The following is a 21,483-nucleotide window of genomic DNA, read 5'->3' as shown; positions in this document are numbered from 1 at the left end:
ATGATCCGTTGGCGGGTGATTTGCGACGGCGGCGCAAAACCGAGTGCGACTAAGCTTCTGCGGCATCGAACGGATCATCGGCGGTCTTCGGCCGAAGGCGTCTAGTGACCTAGGCTGGCGGTCGCACGGCGCAGACGACGCCGATGGCGCGCCGCAGAAGTAGGCTCGGGTTCGGCAGGGTTCGCAGCTGAAGTCGATCTGAAAGCGGAGACGGTGCGCTTCGTCGGAAGAGAGCCCAAACCAATGTGTGCAGACCGGCAGGTCGGATAGCGCAGGCGCCGTGGCGCACCAGCCTCTACCCCGCGTGGTTCTCAGGCGCCCTGTTCCTTCGATTCTTGAGGATCGGGTTCACAGTCTGCGGCGGGCCTGTGGTGCCTGTCGTTATGGCGCGTTGCGAACTGATGGGTAAGGCTCGCGGGATATCCAGTGACCGGTTGAACCGACTGCTAGCGTTTACGCAGGCGCTGGTGGGCCCCGAAGCGCATGAACTTTCGACTATGCGCCGACGAGCAGTAATCGGCGAATTCTCGCGTGATGCTCGAGTTCCGCGTCTAGGCGATCGGCGAGGCGGCGCTTAGCGACCTGCGGTCTGCGACGCGGCGGCGCCTCTACAAGGCGTTGTCGTCCAGACCGGCGCCCTGCCGGTGACAGCGGTTGAGCGGACCCGCTGTGCCGAAGCGCGACTGGACCGTGACTCACTTTGTCCGGCCTTCCCTTGGTAGATGTGTCTCTGCTTGCCGGCCGCCACCAACTGATCCGGTTTAAATCCCTGAAGCCGAGTTTGTGGATGAACCCGCCGTCGAGTGTTTTTGTCGGGGGCCGGCCGGCTTCAGTTTCATTTCGTGAGGGGCGGGGGCGCGTGCCGCGTAAGAGACAGTAGGGGCGTCCCTTCCTAGGAGTTTGAGTTGACCCGTTTCAAAATCGCATCGCTCGCCGCGACCGTCGCGGCGCTTTCCCTGGTCGCCGGTCAGGCGGATGCACACGCGCGTCTCGTGAGCGCCACGCCGGCCGCCGGCGCTGCGGTCGCGGCGCCGCGCACCATCAGCCTCACCTTCAGCGAGCGCGTGGCGCCGGCCTTCTCCGGTTTCGATCTCGTCAATGCGGCGGGCGCGACCATCCGTGTCCAGACACGGGTGTCCGAGGACGGCAAGACGATCTCGGGCGCTCCGGCGAGGCCGTTGGCGGCCGGGGCCTACGTGGTCAACTGGCGGGTGGCGTCTCCGGACGGGCACCGGATGACGGGGTCCACCAACTTCTCGGTCCGCTGATCAGATGGAGACAACGGTCGTCCTGCTGAGGCTGGGGCAGTACATCGGCGCCGTCCTGCTGTTTGGCGTCCCCCTGTTCTTCGCGTTCAGGATGCCCATGTCGGACGCGGCCGCCGAAAGGTGGCCGCGAACGACGCTGCTGGTCGCCGCCGTGGCGACCGTCCTGGCTGCTCTCGCCAACCTCGTGGTCCAAACCGCCGTGATGGCGGGATCGCTGACCGAGGCGCTGAAGCCGGAGTCGCTGTCCTACGTGGCATTCGGCACGGGCCTGGGCGTCGGCTTCCTGGTTCGCGCGGCGATGGCCCTTTTGGCCGCCGTTCTGCTGATCAGTCTGAAACCGGGACGCGGCGGCTGGATCGTGCTGACCGTCGTCGGCGCTGTGGTCAGCGCCAGCCTGGCCTGGACCGGTCACGGCGCGGCGACGGAAGGCGCGGGCCGCTGGCCGCATCTGATCGCCGATGTCGTTCACGCGCTCGCCGCCGGACTCTGGCTCGGCAGTCTGGTCGCGTTGTTCCTGATGCTGCGGACCCGCCACGGGCACGCGGCGGGCGCGCCGGTGACTCACGCCGCCCTGGAGGGGTTCGCCGGTCTGGGAACGCTCGCCGTCGTCCTGCTGACGATCACGGGTCTGGTGAACAGCGCCTATCTGATCGGGTTCAGCCGGCTCGGGAGCCTGTTGACGACGCCCTACGGCGTTCTTCTGATCCTGAAACTCGTCCTGTTCGCCGGCATGCTGGCCCTAGCGGCCTCGAACCGCTTTGTCCTGACCCCGCATCTCGGATCGGCGCTCGAAGACGATCACGCCCGTCCGCTCGCCTTGCGCCGCCTGCGGCGCAGCCTGGCGCTGGAGACCGTGCTGGCGGCCCTGCTGCTTCTGATCGTGGCGATCATGGGCACCCAGGCGCCCCCCGCCGCCATGATGTGAACCTCGCCGAGCTTTTGTGAAGGATCGGCCTACAGCGCGGGAACGGGAGACTTGGCCGCGGGGGAGGTCGATCGCGACCCCGACTGCGGACGATTGAACCAGGCCTGGGTCGGTCGGTCGAAGGCGTAGCGGAAGACGGCGGCGCCGCCGAAAGCCGCGGCCAGGCCGACCGCCCAGGCGGTCCATTGCACTGACGGACTCCAACTCCGCCAATCGACGGCGTCGAGCACGCCGAACCACACGATCCGGATCACTTCGTTGGTCAGGAAGATCGCGAACGCCATCAAAGCGAGGTGCTCGACCAGCCTGGACGGGCTCCGAATCGGCAAGGCCCCGGTGGCGAAGATGATGACGGTCAGGAGGCCGAGGGTCGCCAGATTATGGGGTCCCAGAGCCTGCAGACCCGCCACAGCGACCACGGCGGAACCGCCCAGACCGGCGGCCAGACGGGGCGGGCAATAGACCTGCCGGGCGAACAGAGCCACGGCGACGCCGAGGGCGAACAGCGGAAAGGCCCGCAGGAAGCCGAGGCGCAACGGCATCTCGTAGATCGGCAACCCGAAGGCGGCGTGGGCGGACAGGTTGGCGGCGAGCAGCCCGCCCACCCCAAGAGCGAGGATCAGCCATGGGGACAGGCCGCGCGCCGCGCGAGCGAGGAAGGGCAGGCTGACGTAACAGCCCAGGAGCGCCGAGAGCGTCCAGGTCGGCGCGTTCCATCCCTCTCCGCCCGGCACCCCATAGGCCTGCACCAGAAAGAACTGGGCGGGAAACCGGGACCAGTCGAACCATTCCGGGTGGCTGGGTGTTTGGCCCAGGATCGCCGCCGTCAGCACCAGCCCCGCCAGGGCGAGGCTGACGGTCATGTGGGCCGGAACCACCCTGAGAAATCGCTGACGGTAGAAGACGGAAAGCGGAATTCGCCGGTTCGCGAGCCGCTCGCCGTAGACGCGGGCGAGAACGTAGCCGGAGTCGATGATGAAGAAGTCGGTCAGCAGATAGCCGCGGTCGAAGACCGGATGGAAGAGCGGCAAGGGGATCGGAGCGGCCTCGCGGAAGTGATAGAGGACGATCATCGCCCCCACGACGAAACGCAGAAGGTCGAGCCAGCCGCCGCGCGCGATCGGCGGCGGGCGTCGGCGCTCCGGGGGTGCTGGATCTTCCGTCATCCAGCCATCATCCCCCCACAGGCGCCAAGGAAGGCTTGCCCGACACGGTGAACGAGGCCTTGCCGCCGGTGGTCGCGCGTAGGGGTTCGCGCGGGGCGGTGTGAGTGCATCAGGCCTTGAGTGGCGACCAGCGGAGGGCAAGACCCGGGAATCCGGCAAACCCTTCCGCTCCCTCGCCCGCTTGTCCTCAGCGGGTCGGTTTCGATCGAGGCGAGCGGCGTCGGGGCTTTCCGAGGAAGGCCCAGGCGCCGACCACCCCCAGGGCCGCCATGGCGACGCCGCTGAGCGCCGTCACCGCGCTATAGAGCCAGCCGCCGACCGAACTGGCGTGCAGGGGGTAGAAGGCGTTGTAGGCCCGGACGCCGGTCGGCAGGGCGTTGGCGTCGGAGGTCGCGACCGCCCGGCTGGTGGCCGGATCGATGGTCACGGTGGTGCGGCCGTTGGGATGCCACTCGCCGGGCTGCTTCAGACGGATCGTGGCGGGCTTGCCCGGTGCGGCGGGGCGGACAACCATGCGCGGGATCGCTTCGGGGAAGCGGGCCTGGGCCTCTGTCAGGGCGTGGGCCCAGTCGACGTCCCCGGTCCCGACCACCGGCGCCGGCGGCGTCGGGACAGCCCCCAGCAGGGCCTGGGTCGTGCCGTGAAAGACGATCGCCGCACCGGTGAGGCTGAAGACGACCAGCGGGATGGCGAAGATCAGGCCGAGATTGCGATGGCTGCCGATCAGTTCGCGCCGGGCCCCCGAGCGGGGCCAGACCCGCCAGCCGGTGGCGCGCCAGGCGGGAATCCAGACGATCAGGCCGGTCAGGATCATCACCGCCAGGGTCAGGCCGGCGCCGCCGGCAACCAGCTTGCCGGTGTGACCGGCCAGCAGCTCGTGGTGAAGGTCGAAGATCCATGTCTCGGCTCGCGCCGGGCCCCACCAGCGGTCCACCACCTTGCCGTCGGGGTCGGCGTAGCCGAAACCGTCCTCGGCCAGGTAGAGCCGGTGAACGCCGACCGCCCCGCCCGGCAGGACCACCGAGGTGAGGCGGGGCTCGGCTGCCTCGAGCCGGTCCAGCGCCGCACCCAGACGGGCGGCATCGAGATCGATCTCGGCGCGCGCGGCGGGGACGGTGGCGCGGATCCAGTCGTCCTCGAACACCAGCAACGATCCCGTCAGGCCCAACACCACGGCCAGGATCGAGAGGGCGGTCCCGGCCCAGGCGTGGAGCGTGCGGATCGCGCCCATCACCGGCTCAGAAGCTCCGCGTCAGGGTCACGGTGGCCGTGCGCCCGCGACCGGCGAAAAAGCGCAGATTGTCGGTCGGCCCCTGTGTGTCCGAGAAATAGGAAATGTACTGCTCGTCCAGCAGGTTCTGCACCCCCAGCGACACCGTGCCGAAGCCCGCCTCATAGCGGGCCACGACGTCGAGCACCGTATAGCCCTCGAAGCCGTTGGCCGCGGGCTCGCCGTCGAAGTCGCGTGCGAGATAGGTCTGGGCCTGAAGGCGCAGGGCGATCGGGCCTGTCTCGTACTCGCCCCACAGCAGCAGGCGGTCGGGCGAGATGTTGGCTCCGTTCAGGTCGCGGTCCAGGTCGCCGTCGCCGTCGCTGTCGCTCTGGCCGTCGAGCGCGGCGTAGCTGCCCCCCAGGGCGAGGGCGTCCGTGGCGCGCCATAGACCCTTCAGCTCCAGTCCATCGATCCGTGTGGCCTGGCGCTGCACCTCGAAGATGCCCGACGGCAGGCGGTTCAGCAGCGAGCCGCGTTCGGCCTCGGACCGGAACACGGCGGCGGACAGTTCGACGCGCGCGCCGCGGTATTCGACCCCGACCTCGGTGTTGTCCGACACGACCGGTTCGACGTTGAGGAAGGTGTCGACGTCCTGGTTCGGACGGTTGATGCCGCGCAGCACCCGACCGACGTCCGGCATGGTGAAGCCCTGGGCGAAGGAGCCGTAGACGAGGAGAGCCGGCGTCACCTCGAAGGCGGCGCCGACGTTGAACAGCGTCTCCTCGAAGCCCGGCTCGCCGCCCGCCACCGTCTGAGGGCCGTAGGCGTACAGGGTCTGGAAGTCGTCGACTTTCAGCTTCGCCGACTCATGCCGCACGCCCGCCGACAGGCTGAGGCGGCCGGCCAAGACCGACTGGTTTAGCTGCAGGAAGGGCGACAGGCTCTCGTAGGCGGTCTCCGGCACCCAGTTGCGCCCGGTCAGGACCAGTTCCTGATAGGTCCGGTCACGCAGGCCGTCGAGACCGACCAGCGCCTTGAGGCCCGTCAGGCCAGGAACCTGGCCCTGCCAGTCGATCTTGAAGCCCAGCTTTTCCGAATTGTTGGCCGACTGGTCGAACAGGGTCCCAACCGGAGCGATGCGGGGGTCCTGGAAGTCCGGGAAACTGCCGCCGCCGAATACGCCCTGGTAATCGTGGGCGAAGACCTGGGCCCGCTGGACGCCGCCGAACAGGTCGCGGTCGGTGTAGCTCAGAGCCGCCGATGTCACGGCGTTGGACGGCTGCCGGCCCGGCGGCGCGCCGCGCACAGCCGTGGTCGAGACGCCCGTCGCGCGGTCGCCCGCCACGGTCACATAGTCGCCGTCGCCTTCCAGATCGAACCGGTTGACCCAGCCCTCCAGCCGGCGATCGCCGCCCAGATCCCAGCCGCCGCGCGCGAACAGCGAGAGGGCCTGCGAATCCTGGACCTCGCCCTGGGCGCCGTCGAAGCCGACGCGGCTGCCGTCAGCGTCATAGTAGGCGCCGCGGGTCTCGAAGGCCGCGCCCACGGTCAGGTCAAAGGCGCCGAAGTCACGGCCGCCGATGGCGGCGATCTTGGCGCCGACGCCGTCGCCCTGCAGCTCGTCGTCGGTGGTGACCTGGGCCATCATCCGCCCGGTCAGGCCCTCCGCCTCGGACGGCTTGCGGGCGGTGACGTAGTTGACCACCCCGCCGGTGGCCCCGATGCCCTGGATGGCGTTGGAGCCGAAGATGACCTCGACCCGGTCGATGAAGAAGGGATCGATGGTGTAGCCGTCGCGGCTGTCGTCGCGCAGCGGCGTCGACTGCGGCACGCCGTCGACGAGATAGAGCGGCGAGCGTCCGCGCAGGGTCTCGCCGAAGCCCGACAGCTTCTGCCGCGTCGGCGAGAAGGAGGGCACCAGGGCCGCCACCGTATCGACGGCCGAGGCGGCCAGCGCCGTCTGCTGGACGATGGCCTCGGCGTCGATGAGCTCGACCGTGGCGGCGATCGCGGAGCGCGGGGTCTCGATCCGGGAGGCGGTGACCACCACCTCGTCCAAAAGCGTCGCGTCCGGGGTGGGCCCCTCCTGGGCCGCCGCGGGAAGCGCGGCCAGCAGCAGCGGCAGGAGGGCGACGGTGGCGAGGAGACGAGGGGACATGGAGCTCTTCAGGGGAACGACAGGGAGGGCGTCTGACCACAGGCCTTGTTGCGAGTCAATCGCACTCGCATCTAGCCAGCCTGGTGTTGGCTTCTTCGTGGCTATCGCAGGGGCCGAGCAGCGCTTGACCTGCGGGGCGGCGAGAGGAAAAGAGGTTCATGGCCAAATACGCGCCCCTCGCAACCTATCTGCGGCGTCAAAGGCGGACCGAAGTGGTGCTAACGTTCCGCGATATCGAACGCATCATCAGCGGCCTTCTTCCGAAGGCTGCGGCGACGGAGGGCTGGTGGAAACCTGAGCGCGGCGCGCCCGCGACGCCACAGCATCTCGCCCTGGCGGACGCCGGCTTCGTGGCCGAGCCGCATCTCCGAACGGAGACGGTGCGGTTTATCCGCGACGGAGGTCCGCGCGACCGGTCGATCGGAGGTCGGGATCGGCCGGTTCTCGACGACGGCGGTGTCATCGCCAACGAGCGGACGGCCGTCGCGAAGGGCGAAGAGACCGGTCGGCTCAGCGATCGTCAGGCTCACGGAGCGCCGGCGGGCTGAGCGCGGCCGGGGCGAGCTCGTCGCGACGCCTGTCGAACCGGCGCCTTATCCAGGTTCGGCCGGGCTTTTCGACGAGCAGATGCAGCGCCGCCGCGATCAGGGCCGTGGCGATGAACAATCCGATCAGTTCGACCGGCGTGATGCGGAAGGTGCTGTCGACGCCGCGCAGTTCGGCCACGACGCCCTTCCAGGCCACGATCACCGGCATGTGCACCAGATACAGGGCGAAGGACGCTTCTCCGGCGAAGACAAGGCCCGGGGAGGCGAGGGGTCCCTCGCAATCCGCCCGCGCGAGCAGGGACCAGGTCAGAATCACGGGGGCGGCGAGGGCGACGATGATGCGGTCGTCCAGCGACAGCTGCATCGCGCCCAGCAGCAGGACGGTCGTGAACAGGGCGGCCGTGGCGGCCACGGGCCGGCTCCAGCGCCACCGATGACCCAGCCCGTACAGCGCCATGCCGATCAGGAATTCGGGGGCGATCCGGAGAATGCCGAGGGAGTCCTCAGCTCGCGGAAGGACCTTGCCGAACGCCTGGACGTAGAAGGCGTCGAGGGCGACGAACGCCGCGGCCCCGATCCCCAGCAGCACCCACGGCCGCGCTCGCAGACGGAGGGCCAGCCAGGCGTAGGCGGGGAACAGCAGATAGGCGAACCATTCCGCCGACAGGGACCAGCTCGGGCCGCTCCAGTTCAACTCCGCATCGGTCGGAAACCAGGCCTGGATGAGACACAGCGTCTGGAAGAAGGCCAGCGGCCCGTAGCCCTCGGCGTCGAAGCGGACGCCGGCGGCGGTCGCGCCCAGCACCATGATCAAGGCGCCCGTCAGAACCGCGACGTGCAGGGGATAAAGCCGCGCGAGCCGGGCGACGATGAAACGCCGGTAACTGAAACCGCCGCTCGCGAAGGCCGGACCGTAGACGTGCGCCAGAATGAAGCCCGACAGCATGAAGAAGGCGTCCACCGCCAGCCGGCTTCGCTCGATGATCGGGCTGAAGCCCAGGGCCGGATCCCATTGGAGTTGATAATGGAACAGCACCACCCCCAAGGCGAGGAAGGCGCGCAGACTGGTCAGGGCCCTGAGATCGGCGGGATAGCCGTCTCGGGTCGGCGGTACGGATGTCATTCGCGATGGCCCCCCAAGGGCGGCGGATCAGCACCGCCGCCATATTGAGATACGCATAGGGCGGGAACATCCCTCATGCGCGACGCCAGACGGGGCCGGCCGGTCATACGGGACGTCCAAGTCTGGCTCGGGGCTCGGAATGCCCTCGGCCGGTTTGCCAGCCTGGACCGCTGCGGCTCTGGGTGAGGCCGCCCCCAAGACATGTCATGTCCCTCAGCCGGACGAGAGGATGTCCACGCCGACCGCCGGGCCTGGCGACCGAACGCCGGGAGTCGGTCCCCGGCTAGCGGGAAGCGCGGCCGAGAAGTTCGATCAGTTCGGTCGCCTTGGCCTTGCGGTCGGCGAGATCGTCACCCGCGATCGCGCCCATGACGCAGTGATCCATGTGGTCCTTCAAGACCTCGCTCTCAACGCGCGACAGCGCCGCCCGAACGGCCTGGAGCTGGGTTAGGACGTCGATGCAGTAGCGGTCCTCCTCGACCATTCTGGAAAGGCCACGCACCTGCCCCTCTAAGCGGCTCAGGCGGTTCAACACCTTCGGCTTGATCTCGGTCTGCATCCTGTTCCTCGTTCCGACCGTTCGATCCTACCTCACCGTCACACCTTGCGCGATACCCCTGTGGGGTATATTTGGCTGTGAGGTCGTCCGAGGAGCCGTCATGGCTACGTCATCCCATTCCCATCCCGCCGGTCACGGCTGCTGTTCGAACAAGACGCCTCAAGCCGGCGCCCAGGCGGTCGATCCGGTCTGCGGCATGACCGTCGATCCGGCGACCACGGCGCATCGGGCCACCCACGAGGGCCAGGCGTATGTCTTCTGTTCGGCGGGCTGCCGGACCAAATTCGTGGACGATCCGGCTCGCTATCTCGGCGAGCGGCCCGAACCGGCTTCCGTCACGCCCGGTGTGATCTACACCTGCCCGATGCATCCCGAGGTGCGCCAGGAGGGACCTGGCTCCTGTCCGATCTGCGGCATGGCGCTGGAGCCGGAGACCGTCACCGCCGAGGCTCCGGTCAATCACGAACTGATCGACTTCACCCGTCGCCTGTGGATCGGCGCGGTTCTGACGCTGCCGGTCTTCGCGCTTGAAATGGGCGGCCATCTGACCGGGCTGGCGATGCGGATTCCGGGCCAGACCTCCAACTGGATCCAGTTCGCCCTGGCGACGCCGGTCGTGCTGTGGTCCGGCTGGCCGTTCTTCCAGAGGGGCTGGGCGTCCATCCGCAATCGCAGCCTCAACATGTTCACCCTGATCGCCATCGGCGTCGGTGCGGCCTGGATCTACAGCGTGGTCGCGGTTCTGGCGCCGCATCTGTTCCCGGCGGCGGTCCGGCGGATGGACGGCAGCGCGCCGGTCTATTTCGAGGCGGCGGCCATCATCACCGTCCTGGTGCTGGTCGGCCAGATCCTGGAGCTTCGGGCGCGCGAACAGACGTCGGGGGCCATCAGGGCCCTGCTGGACCTCGCCCCGAAGACCGCGCGGCGCGTCCGCGACGACGGCGGCGACGAGGACGTCACCCTCGATCTGGTCGCTGTGGGAGACCGGCTGCGCGTCCGTCCCGGCGAGAAGGTGGCGGTCGACGGAGAGATCCTGGACGGCCGGGTCACCCTCGACGAGTCCCTCGTCACGGGTGAATCCATGCCGGTGACCAAGGACGTCGGCGACAAGGTCGTCGCCGGGTCGCTCAACAAGACCGGCTCGTTCGTCATGCGAGCCGACAAGGTGGGCGCCGACACCCTCCTGGCGCAGATCGTCCAGATGGTGGCGCAGGCCCAACGCAGCCGCGCGCCGATCCAGCGGCTGGCCGACAAGGTGTCGGGCTGGTTCGTTCCGGCCGTGATCGGGATCGCCGTTCTCGCCGCGATCGTCTGGGGCCTGGCCGGCCCCGAACCGCGGCTGTCCTACGCCCTCGTCGCCGCGGTCTCCGTGCTGATCATCGCCTGTCCGTGCGCCCTGGGCTTGGCCACGCCGATCTCCATCATGGTCGGGGTGGGGCGCGGCGCTCACGCCGGGGTGCTCATCAAGAACGCCGAGGCGCTGGAGCGCTTCGAGAAGGTGGACACCCTGGTGCTCGACAAAACCGGCACCCTGACGGAGGGGCGCCCCTCGGTGACGGCCGTCCGGCCAGCCGACGGGTTCGACGAGGCCGAGCTTCTGAGACTTTCCGCCAGTCTTGAGCGGAGCAGCGAGCATCCGCTGGCGGACGCCGTCGTTCGGGCGGCGAGCGACCAGAATCTGGTTCTGTCCGAGGCGTCGGACTTCGACAGCCCCGTCGGGCGCGGCGTCACCGGGGTCGTCGACGGCCGCCGCGTGGCGCTCGGCAACAGCCGCTATCTGGCCGAGATCGGCGTCGACGTCGGGCCTCTGGAAGCCGGGGCCGATACGCTTCGCCAAGACGGCGCGACCGCCATCTTCGTCGCCGTGGACGGGGCTGCGGCCGGCGTGCTGGGCATCGCCGATCCGGTCAAGGCGACGACCGCCGAGGCCATCCGCGATCTGAAGGCGTCGGGGCTGCGTCTGGTGATGATGACCGGCGACAACCGCACAACGGCCGAGGCGGTGGCGCGCCGGCTCGGCATAGACGACGTTCAGGCCGAGGTTCTGCCCCAGGACAAGGCGGCGGTCGTCGAGCGGCTGAGAGCGGAGGGTCGGATCGTCGCCATGGCCGGAGACGGTGTGAACGACGCCCCGGCCCTGGCCGCCGCCGACGTGGGGGTGGCCATGGGCGCCGGCTCGGACGTCGCGATCGAGAGCGCCGGGGTCACCCTTCTCGGCGGCGATCTCCAGGGCCTCGTCCGGGCGCGCAAACTGTCCCGTGCGGTGATGAGCAACATCCGCCAGAACCTGGTCTTCGCCTTCGGTTACAACACCCTCGGCATTCCGATCGCGGCGGGACTGCTCTACCCGGTCTCCGGCCTCCTATTGTCGCCGGCCCTGGCGGCGTTGGCGATGGCCCTGTCCTCCGTCAGTGTGATCGCCAACGCGCTGCGGCTCCGGGCCGTCCGACTCTGATGGACGTCCCATGGCCAGAAGGCCGTCGCAGACGAGAGCCGCGGCGGGCGCCAATACGCATTCCGGCGACCGATCCCTCGCCTGATCCAACGGCGTTCGGGAATATTTAATCACGGCGGAACCGTGGCTCCGGGGCCGGATTACGCTGGACGATGTCCGGCGTGGGCAGTCGGGGCAAGGGACCAAACTCGCACCCGCCGCAACGTTGTCGGACGCATCGATCGTCTGGCCGTCCGGCGATCCGCCGGCGACCCCCTCAAGCGGAGACTCCCTATGCTCACCCCGACTTTCACCCACACGTCTCTCCTGGTCGCCGGCTGTTCCGCTCTCGTTCTGGCGGCCTGCAGCCCGGCGGCGGAACCGCCGCCGAACACGGAGGCCGAAGCCTCGGCTCAGACGCAGGAGCCGATGGCCATGGCGCAGCCTCCGTTCTCCGCCGCCGAGGCCAAGATGCACGAGGCCATGATGTCCGCCATGGGCGCGGATGCGGGCGAGACATGGGCCCGCAAGATGATCTCTCACCACCAGGGCGCGCTGGACATGTCCGAGATCGTGCTGAGGGACACACAGGACGCGGATATCCGTCGCATGGCCCAGAAGACCATCGAGATGCAGACCGGCGATATCGCCGAGCTGCGGCGCTGGCTTGAAACGAACGTGGGCGCCGCCGCCGGCGCGGCGGCTCCGGGCGGAAGCGCGGAAAATCCATACGCGACGGCCGAGGCCAAGATGAAGGACGCCATGATGGCCGCGACCGGGGCCGACACGGACCAGACCTGGGCTCGCAAGATGATTGCGCATCACCAGGGCGCCCTCGACATGGCCCAGGTGGTGTTGCGCGAAAGTCAGGACGCCGACATCCGGCGCATGGCGCAGAAAACGATCGAGATGCAGACCGCCGACATCGCCGAGTTGCGCGCCTGGCTGGACTCCCCTCCGGCCGGCGCTGCCTGATTGGCGATCGGAATGTGATTGAAGAGCGTTGTCGCGAAAGGAGCGATCGATGGAAAAGATGAAGACGATGGATTCGATGAAGGGGAGCTACCGTTCGTTCGGCTTCGAACTCGTTCTGGATTTCATCATCATGTACCTGGTGATGTACACGATGATCGCGTCCCTCAATCACTTCTACTTCAACCTCAACAACGTCTACATGACGCTGATGATGGTTTCGCCGATGGCGATCCTCATGCTGATCTTTATGCGATCGATGTATCCGTCGAAACGGACTAACCTTCTGATCGGCGGAGCCGCCGCCCTGGTGTTCGCGGTGAGCTTTTACGGCATGCGGACCCAGGCGGCGGTGGGCGACACCGAGTTCTTGAAATCGATGATCCCGCACCATTCCGGCGCCATCCTGATGTGTCAGCAGGCCTCGCTGACGGATCCGGAAGTGCTGGGTCTGTGCGAGGAGATCGTCAGCTCCCAGGAGAGGGAGATCGCCCAGATGAAAGCCATCCTGGCGAGGCGCTGATCCAGCGCCAGGCGACGGGAGTTTCCGGCCCGGTCGGCTCTGCGGCAGCGTGTCGCGAGGGCCGACCGGGTCGCCTGCGTAAAACCATATAGATCGTCGCCTCGCCGAGGCGCGGTTCTGACTTTGAGGAGTATCTTATGAAGCTGGATCGTCGACTGCTGCTGCGCGGCGCCGTCGCGGGCGGCGGTCTCGCCGCCTTGCAGGGCCTGATGCCCGCCTGGGCGCAGACGGGCTCGCCGGGGCTGCGGTCGGACCTGCCTACCCTGACTGGGCCGAATATCGATCTGACCATCGGTCAGACACCCTTCACCGTGAACGGGCGCACCGCGACCGCCACGACCATCAACGGCGTGCTGCCGGCGCCGGTGTTGCGGCTGCGTGAAGGCCAGAACGCCCGTCTGGCGGTGACGAACACCCTGGACGAAGACACCTCGATCCACTGGCATGGGATTCTCCTGCCCTTCCAGATGGACGGGGTGCCCGGGATCAGCTTCCCAGGCATTAAGCCGCGCGAGACCTTCGTCTATGAGTTTCCGATCAGGCAGTCCGGCACCTTCTGGTACCACAGCCACTCCGGCCTGCAGGAGGCGCTCGGCCATTACGGGCCGATCGTCATCGATCCGGCCGGTGCCGATCCGGTCGCCTACGACCGCGAGCATGTGCTGGTCCTGTCGGACTGGAGTTTCATGCATCCGCACGAAATCCTCGACAAGCTGAAGAAGAGCCCCGGCTACTTCAACCGGCAGCGCACGACCCTGGCGGGCCTCTTCTCCGGCGAGGACCGCATGAGCCTGGAGGAACGGCGCATGTGGGGCCAGATGCGGATGGACCCGCGCGACATCCTCGACGTGAATGGGACGACCTACACCTATCTGATCAATGGACACGGCCCGCAGGAGAACTGGACCGGCCTGTTCCGACCCGGCGAACGGGTGCGGCTGCGCATCATCAACGCCTCGGCCATGTCGATCTTCAACGTCCGCATCCCCGGCCTGCCGATGACGGTGGTCCAGGCCGACGGCGAGAACGTGCGTCCGGTCGAGACCGACGAGTTCCAGATCTCCGTCGCCGAGACCTATGACGTCATCGTCCGACCGACCGAAGACCGGGCCTACACCATCGTATCCGAGGCCATCGACCGTTCCGGCATGGGGCGGGCGACCCTTGCTCCGCGCCTGGGGATGACCGCCGAGGTTCCGCCGCTCCGCGAGGTTCCAAACCTGACCATGAAGGACATGGGCATGGGGGACATGGGCGGCATGGGCGGCATGGACCACGGCTCGATGGGAGGCCAGCCGGGCGGCGCCATGGCGGGGATGGATCATGGCGCCATGACCGGCGCCTCCGGCGGCGCCATGGCCGGGATGGATCACGGCGCCATGGCGACCCAGTCCACGGGTGCGATGACCGGGATGGACCACGGCTCCATGGCCGGCATGAGCATGCGCGATCCCGCCAACGCGCCGCCGGACATGGCGGTGGGGGTCGGCGTGGACGCCATCGCCATGGCGCCGGCCAACCGCATGGGCGAGCGCCCGACGGGACTGGCCGACGTACCCCACCGCGTGCTGGTCTACACCGACCTGGTCTCGCTGACGCCCAACAAGGACCAGCGTCCCCCATCGCGGACCATGGAGATCCACCTGACCGGCAACATGGAGCGGTTCATGTGGGGCTTCGACGGAAGAAAGTTCAGCGAACTGGTCGAGCCGATCCGCTTTGAGCGGAACGAGCGGGTGAGGGTGACCCTGGTCAACGACACCATGATGGCCCACCCCATCCACCTGCACGGCCACTTCTTCGAACTGGTGACCGGCGGACCGGCGGGCCACCAACCGCTGAAGCATACGGTCAACGTTCTCCCCGGCGGCAAGGTCACCTTTGACCTGACCGCCGACAATCCCGGGGACTGGGCCTTCCACTGTCACATGCTGATGCACATGCACGCGGGCATGTTCAACGTCGTCACCGTCCGCCCGATGGCAGGAGCTTCGTCATGATCCGTCGGTCTGTGGGTCTCGTCCCTCTGCTCCTCGCGGCCTCGGCCGGCCCGGTGTTCGCCCAGAGCCACGCCGGGCACGGCGCGGCGGCTAACGCCGTCCAGCCCGCCGTCCAGCTGCCCGCCGGTTGCGTCCGGCGCGGCGCGCCGACGGCGGATCCCTCCCGCGTCGGAACGCTCGGGGCGCCGGCCTGCCCAACCGGCGCCGTGCCCGAGCGCGCGCCGGCGTCGGCGGACCCCCACGCCGGGCACGACATGTCGACGATGGGCCAGACCGCGCCCGCGCCGACCATGCCGGCGGGACATGACATGTCGACCATGCAGAGCGGCCAACAGCCGGCCGCCGCCGGTCAGCCGGATCCCCACGCCGGGCACGACATGTCGACGATGCGGCAGACCGCGCCCGCGCCGGCCATGCCGGCGGGACATGACATGTCGACCATGCAGAGCGGCCAACAGCCGGCCGGCGCCGGTCAGCCGAATCCCCACGCCGGGCACGACATGTCGACGATGCGGCAGACCGCGCCCGCGCCGACCATGCCGGCGGGACATGACATGTTGACCATGCAGGCCGGCCAACAGCCGGCCGCCGCCGGTCAGCCGGATCCCCACGCCGGGCACGACATGTCAACGATGCGGCAGACCGCGCCCGCGTCGGCCATACCGGCGGGACATGACATGTCGACCATGGGGCAGATGCCTCCGGGTCATGACATGTCGGCCATGGCGATGCCGCCCGACGTGCCGACCAGCGCGGACAACCCGGGACGCCCTCCGGAAATGCCCGTTCCGCCCGGGGCGACCAGCGGCCCCGCTCACGCCGCCGATACCCTGTTCGATCCCGCGGAGATGGCGGCGGCCCGCGAACAGCTTCGCGTCGAGAATGGCGACGTGCGGACCACCGCGGTGATCATCGACCAGCTCGAAGCGAGTTTCGGAGACGGCGAAGAAGGCTACGCGCTGGACGCGCAGGGCTGGACCGGCGGCGACATCAACCGCTTCTGGTGGAAGTCGGAAGTCGAGGGCGACTTCGACGGCGAGGTCGAGGAAGCCGAGATCCAGGCCCTTTACAGCCGGGCGTTCCGGCCCTTCTTCGACTTCCAGACGGGTCTGCGACAGACCTACCGTCCGGAGGGCGATCGAACCGATCTGGTCGTGGGCGTTCAGGGCCTCGCGCCCTACTGGTTCGAGGTCGATGCGGCGGCCTTCCTCTCCAACAAGGGTGAACTCACGGCGAGGGCGGAGGCCGAATACGATCAGCGGATCACCAACCGCTGGATCGTGCAGCCTCGCGCTGAAGTCGTGCTGTCGGCCGAGGACATCCCCGAGCTCCGGATTGGATCCGGCCTGACGTCGCTCCAGATCGGGGCTCGGCTGCGGTACGAATTCCACAAGGAGTTCGCCCCCTATGTCGGCCTGGAATGGACCAAGAGCTTCGGGAATACGGCGGACTTCCTCGAAGCCGATGGGCGAAGCTCGGAAGACACGCGCCTCGTCGTCGGCATCCGGACGTGGTTCTAGCAAAGGTCGGCGGCGGCGGGCCTCGTCTGATCCTTGGCCCCGATAGGCGGTCGCGGATCGTCGCCGAGGCGCGGCGTCCCCGGTCTCGGCGGCTGGAAAGGACGGGGAGGTCTCGGTGAGGCCGCGGCCCCTCTCGGCCGTGGTCATCGACCTCGACGACACCCTGCTCTCGGCCTACCGCCGGCCGGATCTGGCCTGGCGGAGCGTCTGCTTGATGATGCAAGCCGAGCTGGGCGGCCTCGCCCCGGATATCGCGGCGCAGGCGCTCACGCGGGCCGGGCAGGCGTTCTGGCGCGACCCGCGGTGTCATGAGTTGGGTCGCGCCGACCCACGACACGCGCGGCGCCTCATCGCGACAGCGGCCTTCGAGACCCTGCTTCGGGAAGGCCATCCCGCACCGGCTTGCGAAACGGTCTCGAGCCTCGCCGACGCCTTCAGCCGGCGGCGGGACGAAGAGATGCGGCTCGAGGCGGGGGCTGAGGCCCTGCTGCTCGACTTGCGCGACGCGGGCTATCGCCTCGCGCTTCTCACCAACGGCGCCGGACCGTTGCAGCGCGCCAAGATCGAACGGTTCGGTCTCGAACCGTATTTCGATCACATTCAGATCGAGGGCGAAGTCGGCGTGGGAAAGCCCTTTCCCGACGCGTTCAGGCGTGCGTTCGCCGCCCTGGCCGTCGAGGCCCCCGAGGTCTGCGTGATCGGCGACAGCCTCGAATGGGACATCCGTCCGGCCAAGGCTCTGGGCTGTCGGACCGTGCTGTATGATCCGGAACGGGCCCTTGAGGCCGAACTCCGTCGCAGCGACGCCGACGTGGTGGTCAGGACCTTGACGGGCCTGGCGCGTTGTCTGCCTGCGCTTCACACTCAGCGTGAATGAAGGGTTCGGCGTGCGGGATACCGCCGCGTCGCTTTTAAGCCGCCCGCGATCGAGGTGCGCCAGATCGACGATCCGATCGCGCAAGAAAAACGCCGCGCGGCTCGCCGCGCGGCGTTCCCCACTTCGGTTTCGGCCCCTCAGGAGGCGGGAGGCCGCCTCCTCAGTGAACCATGAAACGGACGACGCCGTTCATCTGATGGCCGTCGGCGCCCTTCGCGGTCCAGGCGGCGGCGTAGGTGCCGGGCGCGAGGGCCGGAAGCGGGGCGCTGACCGTGACCGCGGGTGCAGCCTCCGCTGACAGGGCCACATCGACCGCCTGGTTCGACGGTCCGCCGGTCAGGCGAAGGGACGTCAGGACCATGGCGTGCGGGAAAGTCGCCGAGAAGGTGGTCGGGGCGGAGGACAGCATGGCGTTGTCCGCCGGAGTGGTCGCCACGCCATTGGCCGGCGCCTGCATGGCGGCGTGGTCCTGCGCCGACATGCCGGCATGCGACTGGCTCTGGGCCTGGGCGGCCGACAGAGGAGCGAAGGCCGCGAGGGCGGCGAGAGTGGCGAGTATTGAACGGTTCATCGAAAACTCCTGGACTTCAAGCGAACTACTGTTTGGGCGGCATGGTCATGCCGTCCATCTTCGACATGTCATGGCCGGCCATCGGATCGGCAGGCGGCGGTGTCGGCTCTGGCGCGGGCGCGGGCCGGGGGGCCGGGCGGGGGGCCGATGCCTTGGGAGGCGCGGCCGGGGTTGATGCGGCAGGGGCGGGCGTGGCGGCCTGCGGCGGCGTCGACTCGGGGGTTGCGGCCGGCACGGCTTCCATCGGAGCCATCGCTGAAGCGTCCGGCGTCGGCTCGGCGTCCACCGGTTGAGGCTCGGCGGCGGGCTGGCAGGCGCCCAGGGTGACCGCCGCGGCCGCGGCGAGGATCGGCAATCTCATGTGGCAAGGTCCTGATAAGAGGGCGACGGTCAGGTATTTCCATCGACGCCTTCATACTGGTTTACGCGGGCGAGCGCCGCAGCCCTCGCCGTCCGGCCTTCATCCGCGTCATTTCGGAGCCGGCGGGACGTCGCCCGCGCCGCCCAGGACATCGAACAGCTTGCGACGGGCGCGCGCGACGCGCGTCTCCACCGTCTTGACGGTCACGCCGAGAATTTCGGCCGCTTCCGCCTGGCTGCGCCCCTCGATCGCGGTGAGCAGCAGCGGGGCCTTGAGATGCGGCGGCAAAAGGCTGATCGCCTCGTTCAGACGGGCGAGTCGGTCGCCGGCCTCCATCCGTTCATCCGCCGGCTCGTCGCCGTTCGCCACGGCCAGGGCTTCCGGCGATGCCAGATCGACGTCGCCCCGGATCAGGCGTCGGACGAACCGGCGGCGGCTCCAGTCCCGGCATTTGTTGAGCGCTATGGTCCGGATCCAGGCTTCGAAGGGCCGGGTCGGGTCATAGCGGCGGATGTTGATCCACGCCGCCGCATAGGTCTCCTGCAACAGATCCCACGCATCCTGTTCGTCGCCGACATAGCGCCGGACGAAGCGGAACAGGGCCGTCTTGGTCTGCTGCATCAGCGCGCCGAAGGCCGCCCGATCGCCGCCGGCGGCGCGCGCTGACAGGTTCGCTGGACTCTCCACCCGGAACGCTAGCCTTCGTCGGGCGCGAGAGCCGCCACGATGCGGTCGTCGAAGACCTCGGCCTGGGCAGGGGTCAGCACCGACCGCATCTCGAAGACGTGGGCTATCGTCTCCTTCTGAAGGGCGCCCATGGCGACGTGGAAATGGTCAACCGCGGCCTGAACCGGGGGACCGTCGCCGTCGCTCTGTTCGATCGCGCGCGCCAGCTCGAGGTTGGCCGCGCGGACATCGGCTTCGAGCGCGGGCCGACGCGCTGCGAACCGGGCCTCGACCGCCTCGATGCGCGTCAACTGGTCAGGCGACAGCTTGAGATCGTGGTGCACGATGTCGTGCAGGGACGGCGGCTCGCGCCGGCTCAGCACCCAGCTGGCGCTGATCCAGGTGCCCGCGCCGCTGGCGACGGCCGCCAGCACGGCCGTCAGGACGATCGCGCGCCAGCCGCGCATCACTGCCCGGTTTCCAGTCTCACCAGAGGCGACAGGCCCGCATCGACCGTGAAGATGGCCATCTCTCCCGGCGGGCTCGGCGCGGCGGCCGCGCCGACGCCGCCCGCCGTCAGACCGGTGGCGAGGGCCACGGCGACCGCGCCGAGACGGACCTGCGTGGCCAGTCTTTCGCCGCGAAGCGTCTCGACCCGGCTCCAGACCAGCGGTTCGAGCCCGTCGAGCGACCGGCCGATGGGCGTCATCGCGGACTCGGCCAGAATGTCATCCAGTTTAAGCGACATCGAACACTCTCCTTGCGCCCCTACATCCTACTACGGCCAAGACCGTGACATCCCTCGGGCGAGGGGGCGGACCTCGCGCTGCGTAGATAGCAGAAGGGACAGGAGTGGAGAGGGTTTATGACATCACGCGGATTTTTCCCGGCATTGGGACTCGCGCTCGCCTTGTCGGTGAGCGCGCCCGCGATCGCGCACGAGGATCATGACGCCCCGGCGGTTCGCGGCCAGAGCGCCGCATCGACCGCCGAGGGGCCGCAATCGGACATGACGGTCATGCCCGGCATGGCGGCCGACATGGACCACGGGGCCATGATGGCGGACGAGGGTCCGAAACCCATGCCGCAGCGCCTGTACCGCTGGCTCGGCGCCATGCACCCGGCCGCGGTGCATTTTCCGATCGCCCTGTTCCTCGTCGCCGCCCTCCTCGAGATCGCCGCCCTGACCCTCCGGCGTCCGGTCCTGACCCAGGGCACGCGCGTCATCATCGCCTTGGCGGCCATCTCCGCGGTCGGCGCAGTGGCATTGGGCTGGTTCGCCATGGGGATGCCGGGACGGGACGACGCGACCCACGCCTCTCACAGATGGCTCGGCACTTCGATCGCCGCGCTGGGCCTCCTCAGCTGGTGGGCGAAGGAGCACTGGGTCCGCCGGCCGGGGCCCGGGCGCGAGAGAGTCTACATCGGCCTGTTGACGCTCACCGCCGTCGCCGTCGTGATCAACGGCCTCTTGGGCGGCATGCTGACCCACGGCGTGAGACATCTGATGTTCTGAAGGCCGCGCCGTCGTTCAACCTTCTCGTTTTTTCACCCACGCCCGTCCGACACACCTTTCGCGGCCGGCAAACAGGAGCCTCGCCCACGATGTTTCGTTCAACCTTCGCCGGACTAGCGGTCGCCGCTCTCCTCGCCACCGCCTCGCAGGCCCAGACCGCGGACGAACAACAGGTCCGCGCCGTGGTCACCGCCTACAAGACCGCCATCGAGCGGATGGATGTGTCGCAGACGCCGGCCCTGTTCTGGTCCGACTCCGAAATCTTCGAGAACGGCGGCGTGGAGGGATCGTTCGCCTACTATCTGGAGCACCATCTGGGTCCTGAGTTCGCCGATCTCGCCGGGTTCGACTTCCGCGACCACGACATGAAGATCGAGGTCGATGGCGATACGGCCTTCGTAAGCGAGACCTACACCTACCACATCACCTTCAAGGACGGCGCGCGAGCTCCCATAGAACGCCGCGGCGCCGCGACCAGCGTCCTGCGCAAGCGAGGTGACGAGTGGAGGTTCGACATCTATCATTCCTCGGCGCGGCCTTTCCGTCCGGCGGCCTGAGCGCGACCGCGACGGTCAGCGCCGTTTGCACATCGTTTTCTTGAGGTCTCATGGGGTCCCAGTCCATTCCACTCTCACGCCGCAGTCTCATCGCCATGGGAACGGGCGCCCTGGCGGTCGCGGCCTGCGCCCCGGTCGGTCGCGCGTCGAACGAGCTCGCCGTCTACAAGACGCCGACCTGCGCCTGTTGCACGGCCTGGGTGGATCACATGCGCGCCGCGGGCTTCGAGGCGCGGATCAGCGAGCTTCCCAGTCTCCGCTCGATCCGCAGCACCCAGGGCGTGCCCGAAGCCCTCGCGTCCTGTCACACCGCCCTGATCGGGGGCTATGTTCTGGAGGGCCATGTGCCGGCCGAGGACGTGAGACGGCTTCTGGCCGAGCGTCCCAAGGCCGTGGGCCTGGCGGTTCCGGCGATGCCCCTGGGGTCGCCGGGCATGGAGACGCCGGACGGCCAGCGCGAGCCCTATGAGACCCTGCTGATCCTCGAGGGCGGCGGCACACGCGTCTTCGCGCGTCACAGCTAGTC

23 protein-coding genes are annotated in these 21,483 nt (G+C 68.5%); 13 read left to right on the top strand and 10 right to left on the bottom strand.

Annotated elements, in window-relative coordinates:
• The first annotated feature begins 245 nt into the window (after positions 1–245).
• From DT343_RS18020 to copD, 3 genes are all read left to right on the top strand, one after another.
• Positions 246–578, top strand: a complete 333-nt coding sequence (locus DT343_RS18020; protein ID WP_082854037.1) for a chromate transporter — start codon at positions 246–248, stop codon at positions 576–578.
• A 327-nt stretch (positions 579–905) separates the two neighbouring features.
• The gene (gene copC, locus DT343_RS07465; RefSeq protein ID WP_066551017.1) at positions 906–1,268 is read left to right on the top strand and encodes a copper homeostasis periplasmic binding protein CopC; all 363 of its coding nucleotides are present in this window, start codon (positions 906–908) and stop codon (positions 1,266–1,268) included.
• A 4-nt stretch (positions 1,269–1,272) separates the two neighbouring features.
• Complete coding sequence (copD, locus tag DT343_RS07460) at positions 1,273–2,193, top strand: copper homeostasis membrane protein CopD (protein ID WP_066551019.1); 921 nt, start codon at positions 1,273–1,275, stop codon at positions 2,191–2,193.
• Between the two features lie 29 nt (positions 2,194–2,222).
• Here copD and DT343_RS07455 read toward each other — a convergent pair whose 3' ends face one another.
• The 3 genes from DT343_RS07455 to DT343_RS07445 all read right to left on the bottom strand — a co-directional run bounded on the left by DT343_RS07455 (position 2,223) and on the right by DT343_RS07445 (position 6,730).
• The gene (locus DT343_RS07455; RefSeq protein WP_112862318.1) at positions 2,223–3,359 is read right to left on the bottom strand and encodes an acyltransferase family protein; all 1,137 of its coding nucleotides are present in this window, start codon (positions 3,357–3,359) and stop codon (positions 2,223–2,225) included.
• Positions 3,360–3,546: 187 nt separating this feature from the next.
• Entirely contained in the window at positions 3,547–4,590 is a 1,044-nt protein-coding gene (locus tag DT343_RS07450; RefSeq protein WP_112862317.1) for a PepSY-associated TM helix domain-containing protein, read from the bottom strand.
• Between the two features lie 7 nt (positions 4,591–4,597).
• A complete protein-coding gene (locus DT343_RS07445; RefSeq protein ID WP_112862316.1) occupies positions 4,598–6,730 on the bottom strand; it encodes a TonB-dependent receptor in 2,133 nt (710 codons plus the stop codon).
• Between the two features lie 158 nt (positions 6,731–6,888).
• Here DT343_RS07445 and DT343_RS17475 point away from each other — a divergent pair, with 158 nt between their 5' ends.
• The gene (locus tag DT343_RS17475; RefSeq protein ID WP_181669136.1) at positions 6,889–7,278 is read left to right on the top strand and encodes a toxin-antitoxin system, antitoxin component; all 390 of its coding nucleotides are present in this window, start codon (positions 6,889–6,891) and stop codon (positions 7,276–7,278) included.
• Here DT343_RS17475 and DT343_RS07435 read toward each other — a convergent pair.
• Positions 7,241–8,401 carry an acyltransferase family protein gene (locus DT343_RS07435; RefSeq protein ID WP_112862315.1) on the bottom strand — a complete coding sequence of 387 codons (1,161 nt, stop codon included), beginning with the start codon at positions 8,399–8,401 and terminating at the stop codon, positions 7,241–7,243. The two genes, DT343_RS17475 and DT343_RS07435, sit on opposite strands and share 38 nt — an antisense overlap.
• Positions 8,402–8,684: 283 nt before the next feature.
• Complete coding sequence (locus tag DT343_RS07430; RefSeq protein ID WP_112862314.1) at positions 8,685–8,960, bottom strand: metal-sensitive transcriptional regulator; 276 nt, start codon at positions 8,958–8,960, stop codon at positions 8,685–8,687.
• A 100-nt stretch (positions 8,961–9,060) separates the two neighbouring features.
• On the opposite strand from DT343_RS07430, the gene DT343_RS07425 reads away from it, so the two are divergent.
• From DT343_RS07425 to DT343_RS07400, 6 genes are all read left to right on the top strand, one after another.
• A complete protein-coding gene (locus tag DT343_RS07425; RefSeq protein ID WP_112862313.1) occupies positions 9,061–11,415 on the top strand; it encodes a heavy metal translocating P-type ATPase in 2,355 nt (784 codons plus the stop codon).
• Positions 11,416–11,688: 273 nt separating this feature from the next.
• Positions 11,689–12,369, top strand: coding sequence for a DUF305 domain-containing protein (locus DT343_RS07420; protein ID WP_112862312.1), 681 nt, complete (start codon positions 11,689–11,691; stop codon positions 12,367–12,369).
• Positions 12,370–12,418: 49 nt separating this feature from the next.
• Positions 12,419–12,889: a DUF305 domain-containing protein gene (locus DT343_RS07415; RefSeq protein ID WP_112862311.1), complete on the top strand. Its 471-nt coding sequence runs from the start codon at positions 12,419–12,421 to the stop codon at positions 12,887–12,889.
• A gap of 137 nt (positions 12,890–13,026) precedes the next feature.
• A complete protein-coding gene (locus DT343_RS07410) occupies positions 13,027–14,889 on the top strand; it encodes a copper resistance system multicopper oxidase (protein WP_112862310.1) in 1,863 nt (620 codons plus the stop codon).
• Positions 14,886–16,409 (top strand): copper resistance protein B, encoded by a 1,524-nt coding sequence (locus tag DT343_RS07405; RefSeq protein ID WP_112862309.1) that lies wholly within the window; start codon positions 14,886–14,888, stop codon positions 16,407–16,409. Before DT343_RS07410 ends, DT343_RS07405 begins: the two co-directional genes overlap by 4 nt.
• A 139-nt stretch (positions 16,410–16,548) precedes the next feature.
• Positions 16,549–17,286 carry an HAD family hydrolase gene (locus DT343_RS07400; RefSeq protein ID WP_161638712.1) on the top strand — a complete coding sequence of 246 codons (738 nt, stop codon included), beginning with the start codon at positions 16,549–16,551 and terminating at the stop codon, positions 17,284–17,286.
• Positions 17,287–17,446: 160 nt separating this feature from the next.
• Here DT343_RS07400 and DT343_RS07395 read toward each other — a convergent pair whose 3' ends face one another.
• The 5 genes from DT343_RS07395 to DT343_RS07375 form a co-directional block, all read right to left on the bottom strand.
• Entirely contained in the window at positions 17,447–17,857 is a 411-nt protein-coding gene (locus DT343_RS07395; protein WP_066551038.1) for a copper resistance CopC family protein, read from the bottom strand.
• 25 nt (positions 17,858–17,882) lie between these two features.
• Positions 17,883–18,218 (bottom strand): hypothetical protein, encoded by a 336-nt coding sequence (locus DT343_RS07390; protein WP_054765332.1) that lies wholly within the window; start codon positions 18,216–18,218, stop codon positions 17,883–17,885.
• Between the two features lie 108 nt (positions 18,219–18,326).
• Entirely contained in the window at positions 18,327–18,905 is a 579-nt protein-coding gene (locus DT343_RS07385) for an RNA polymerase sigma factor (RefSeq protein WP_054765333.1), read from the bottom strand.
• Positions 18,906–18,913: 8 nt separating this feature from the next.
• The gene (locus DT343_RS07380; protein ID WP_054765334.1) at positions 18,914–19,351 is read right to left on the bottom strand and encodes a Spy/CpxP family protein refolding chaperone; all 438 of its coding nucleotides are present in this window, start codon (positions 19,349–19,351) and stop codon (positions 18,914–18,916) included.
• Positions 19,351–19,632, bottom strand: a complete 282-nt coding sequence (locus DT343_RS07375; RefSeq protein WP_258522520.1) for a hypothetical protein — start codon at positions 19,630–19,632, stop codon at positions 19,351–19,353. Before DT343_RS07375 ends, DT343_RS07380 begins: the two co-directional genes overlap by 1 nt.
• A 168-nt stretch (positions 19,633–19,800) precedes the next feature.
• Here DT343_RS07375 and DT343_RS17470 point away from each other — a divergent pair, with 168 nt between their 5' ends.
• The 3 genes from DT343_RS17470 (at position 19,801) to DT343_RS07360 (ending at position 21,481) form a co-directional block, all read left to right on the top strand.
• Positions 19,801–20,400, top strand: coding sequence for a DUF2231 domain-containing protein (locus DT343_RS17470; RefSeq protein WP_181669135.1), 600 nt, complete (start codon positions 19,801–19,803; stop codon positions 20,398–20,400).
• An 89-nt stretch (positions 20,401–20,489) separates the two neighbouring features.
• The gene (locus DT343_RS17465) at positions 20,490–20,957 is read left to right on the top strand and encodes a YybH family protein (protein ID WP_054765336.1); all 468 of its coding nucleotides are present in this window, start codon (positions 20,490–20,492) and stop codon (positions 20,955–20,957) included.
• 50 nt (positions 20,958–21,007) lie between these two features.
• Positions 21,008–21,481, top strand: a complete 474-nt coding sequence (locus tag DT343_RS07360; protein ID WP_220116512.1) for a DUF411 domain-containing protein — start codon at positions 21,008–21,010, stop codon at positions 21,479–21,481.
• The last annotated feature ends 2 nt before the right edge of the window (positions 21,482–21,483 follow it).

This window comes from Brevundimonas vesicularis (assembly GCF_900445985.1).
Taxonomy (GTDB): Bacteria; Pseudomonadota; Alphaproteobacteria; order Caulobacterales; family Caulobacteraceae; genus Brevundimonas; species Brevundimonas vesicularis_D.
This window is presented reverse-complemented; position numbering and strand designations above follow the sequence as displayed.

Excerpts from the sequence above, each read along its gene's own strand:
- copD (WP_066551019.1), top strand. The coding sequence starts at position 1,273 with ATGGAGACAACGGTCGTCCTGCTGAGGCTGGGGCAGTACATCGGCGCC.
- DT343_RS07455 (WP_112862318.1), bottom strand. The coding sequence starts at position 3,359 with ATGACGGAAGATCCAGCACCCCCGGAGCGCCGACGCCCGCCGCCGATC.
- DT343_RS07450 (WP_112862317.1), bottom strand. The coding sequence starts at position 4,590 with ATGGGCGCGATCCGCACGCTCCACGCCTGGGCCGGGACCGCCCTCTCG.
- DT343_RS07445 (WP_112862316.1), bottom strand. The coding sequence starts at position 6,730 with ATGTCCCCTCGTCTCCTCGCCACCGTCGCCCTCCTGCCGCTGCTGCTG.
- DT343_RS17475 (WP_181669136.1), top strand. The coding sequence starts at position 6,889 with ATGGCCAAATACGCGCCCCTCGCAACCTATCTGCGGCGTCAAAGGCGG.
- DT343_RS07435 (WP_112862315.1), bottom strand. The coding sequence starts at position 8,401 with ATGACATCCGTACCGCCGACCCGAGACGGCTATCCCGCCGATCTCAGG.
- DT343_RS07430 (WP_112862314.1), bottom strand. The coding sequence starts at position 8,960 with ATGCAGACCGAGATCAAGCCGAAGGTGTTGAACCGCCTGAGCCGCTTA.
- DT343_RS07425 (WP_112862313.1), top strand. The coding sequence starts at position 9,061 with ATGGCTACGTCATCCCATTCCCATCCCGCCGGTCACGGCTGCTGTTCG.
- DT343_RS07420 (WP_112862312.1), top strand. The coding sequence starts at position 11,689 with ATGCTCACCCCGACTTTCACCCACACGTCTCTCCTGGTCGCCGGCTGT.
- DT343_RS07415 (WP_112862311.1), top strand. The coding sequence starts at position 12,419 with ATGGAAAAGATGAAGACGATGGATTCGATGAAGGGGAGCTACCGTTCG.
- DT343_RS07410 (WP_112862310.1), top strand. The coding sequence starts at position 13,027 with ATGAAGCTGGATCGTCGACTGCTGCTGCGCGGCGCCGTCGCGGGCGGC.
- DT343_RS07405 (WP_112862309.1), top strand. The coding sequence starts at position 14,886 with ATGATCCGTCGGTCTGTGGGTCTCGTCCCTCTGCTCCTCGCGGCCTCG.
- DT343_RS07395 (WP_066551038.1), bottom strand. The coding sequence starts at position 17,857 with ATGAACCGTTCAATACTCGCCACTCTCGCCGCCCTCGCGGCCTTCGCT.
- DT343_RS07390 (WP_054765332.1), bottom strand. The coding sequence starts at position 18,218 with ATGAGATTGCCGATCCTCGCCGCGGCCGCGGCGGTCACCCTGGGCGCC.
- DT343_RS07380 (WP_054765334.1), bottom strand. The coding sequence starts at position 19,351 with ATGCGCGGCTGGCGCGCGATCGTCCTGACGGCCGTGCTGGCGGCCGTC.
- DT343_RS07375 (WP_258522520.1), bottom strand. The coding sequence starts at position 19,632 with ATGTCGCTTAAACTGGATGACATTCTGGCCGAGTCCGCGATGACGCCC.
- DT343_RS17465 (WP_054765336.1), top strand. The coding sequence starts at position 20,490 with ATGTTTCGTTCAACCTTCGCCGGACTAGCGGTCGCCGCTCTCCTCGCC.
- DT343_RS07360 (WP_220116512.1), top strand. The coding sequence starts at position 21,008 with ATGGGGTCCCAGTCCATTCCACTCTCACGCCGCAGTCTCATCGCCATG.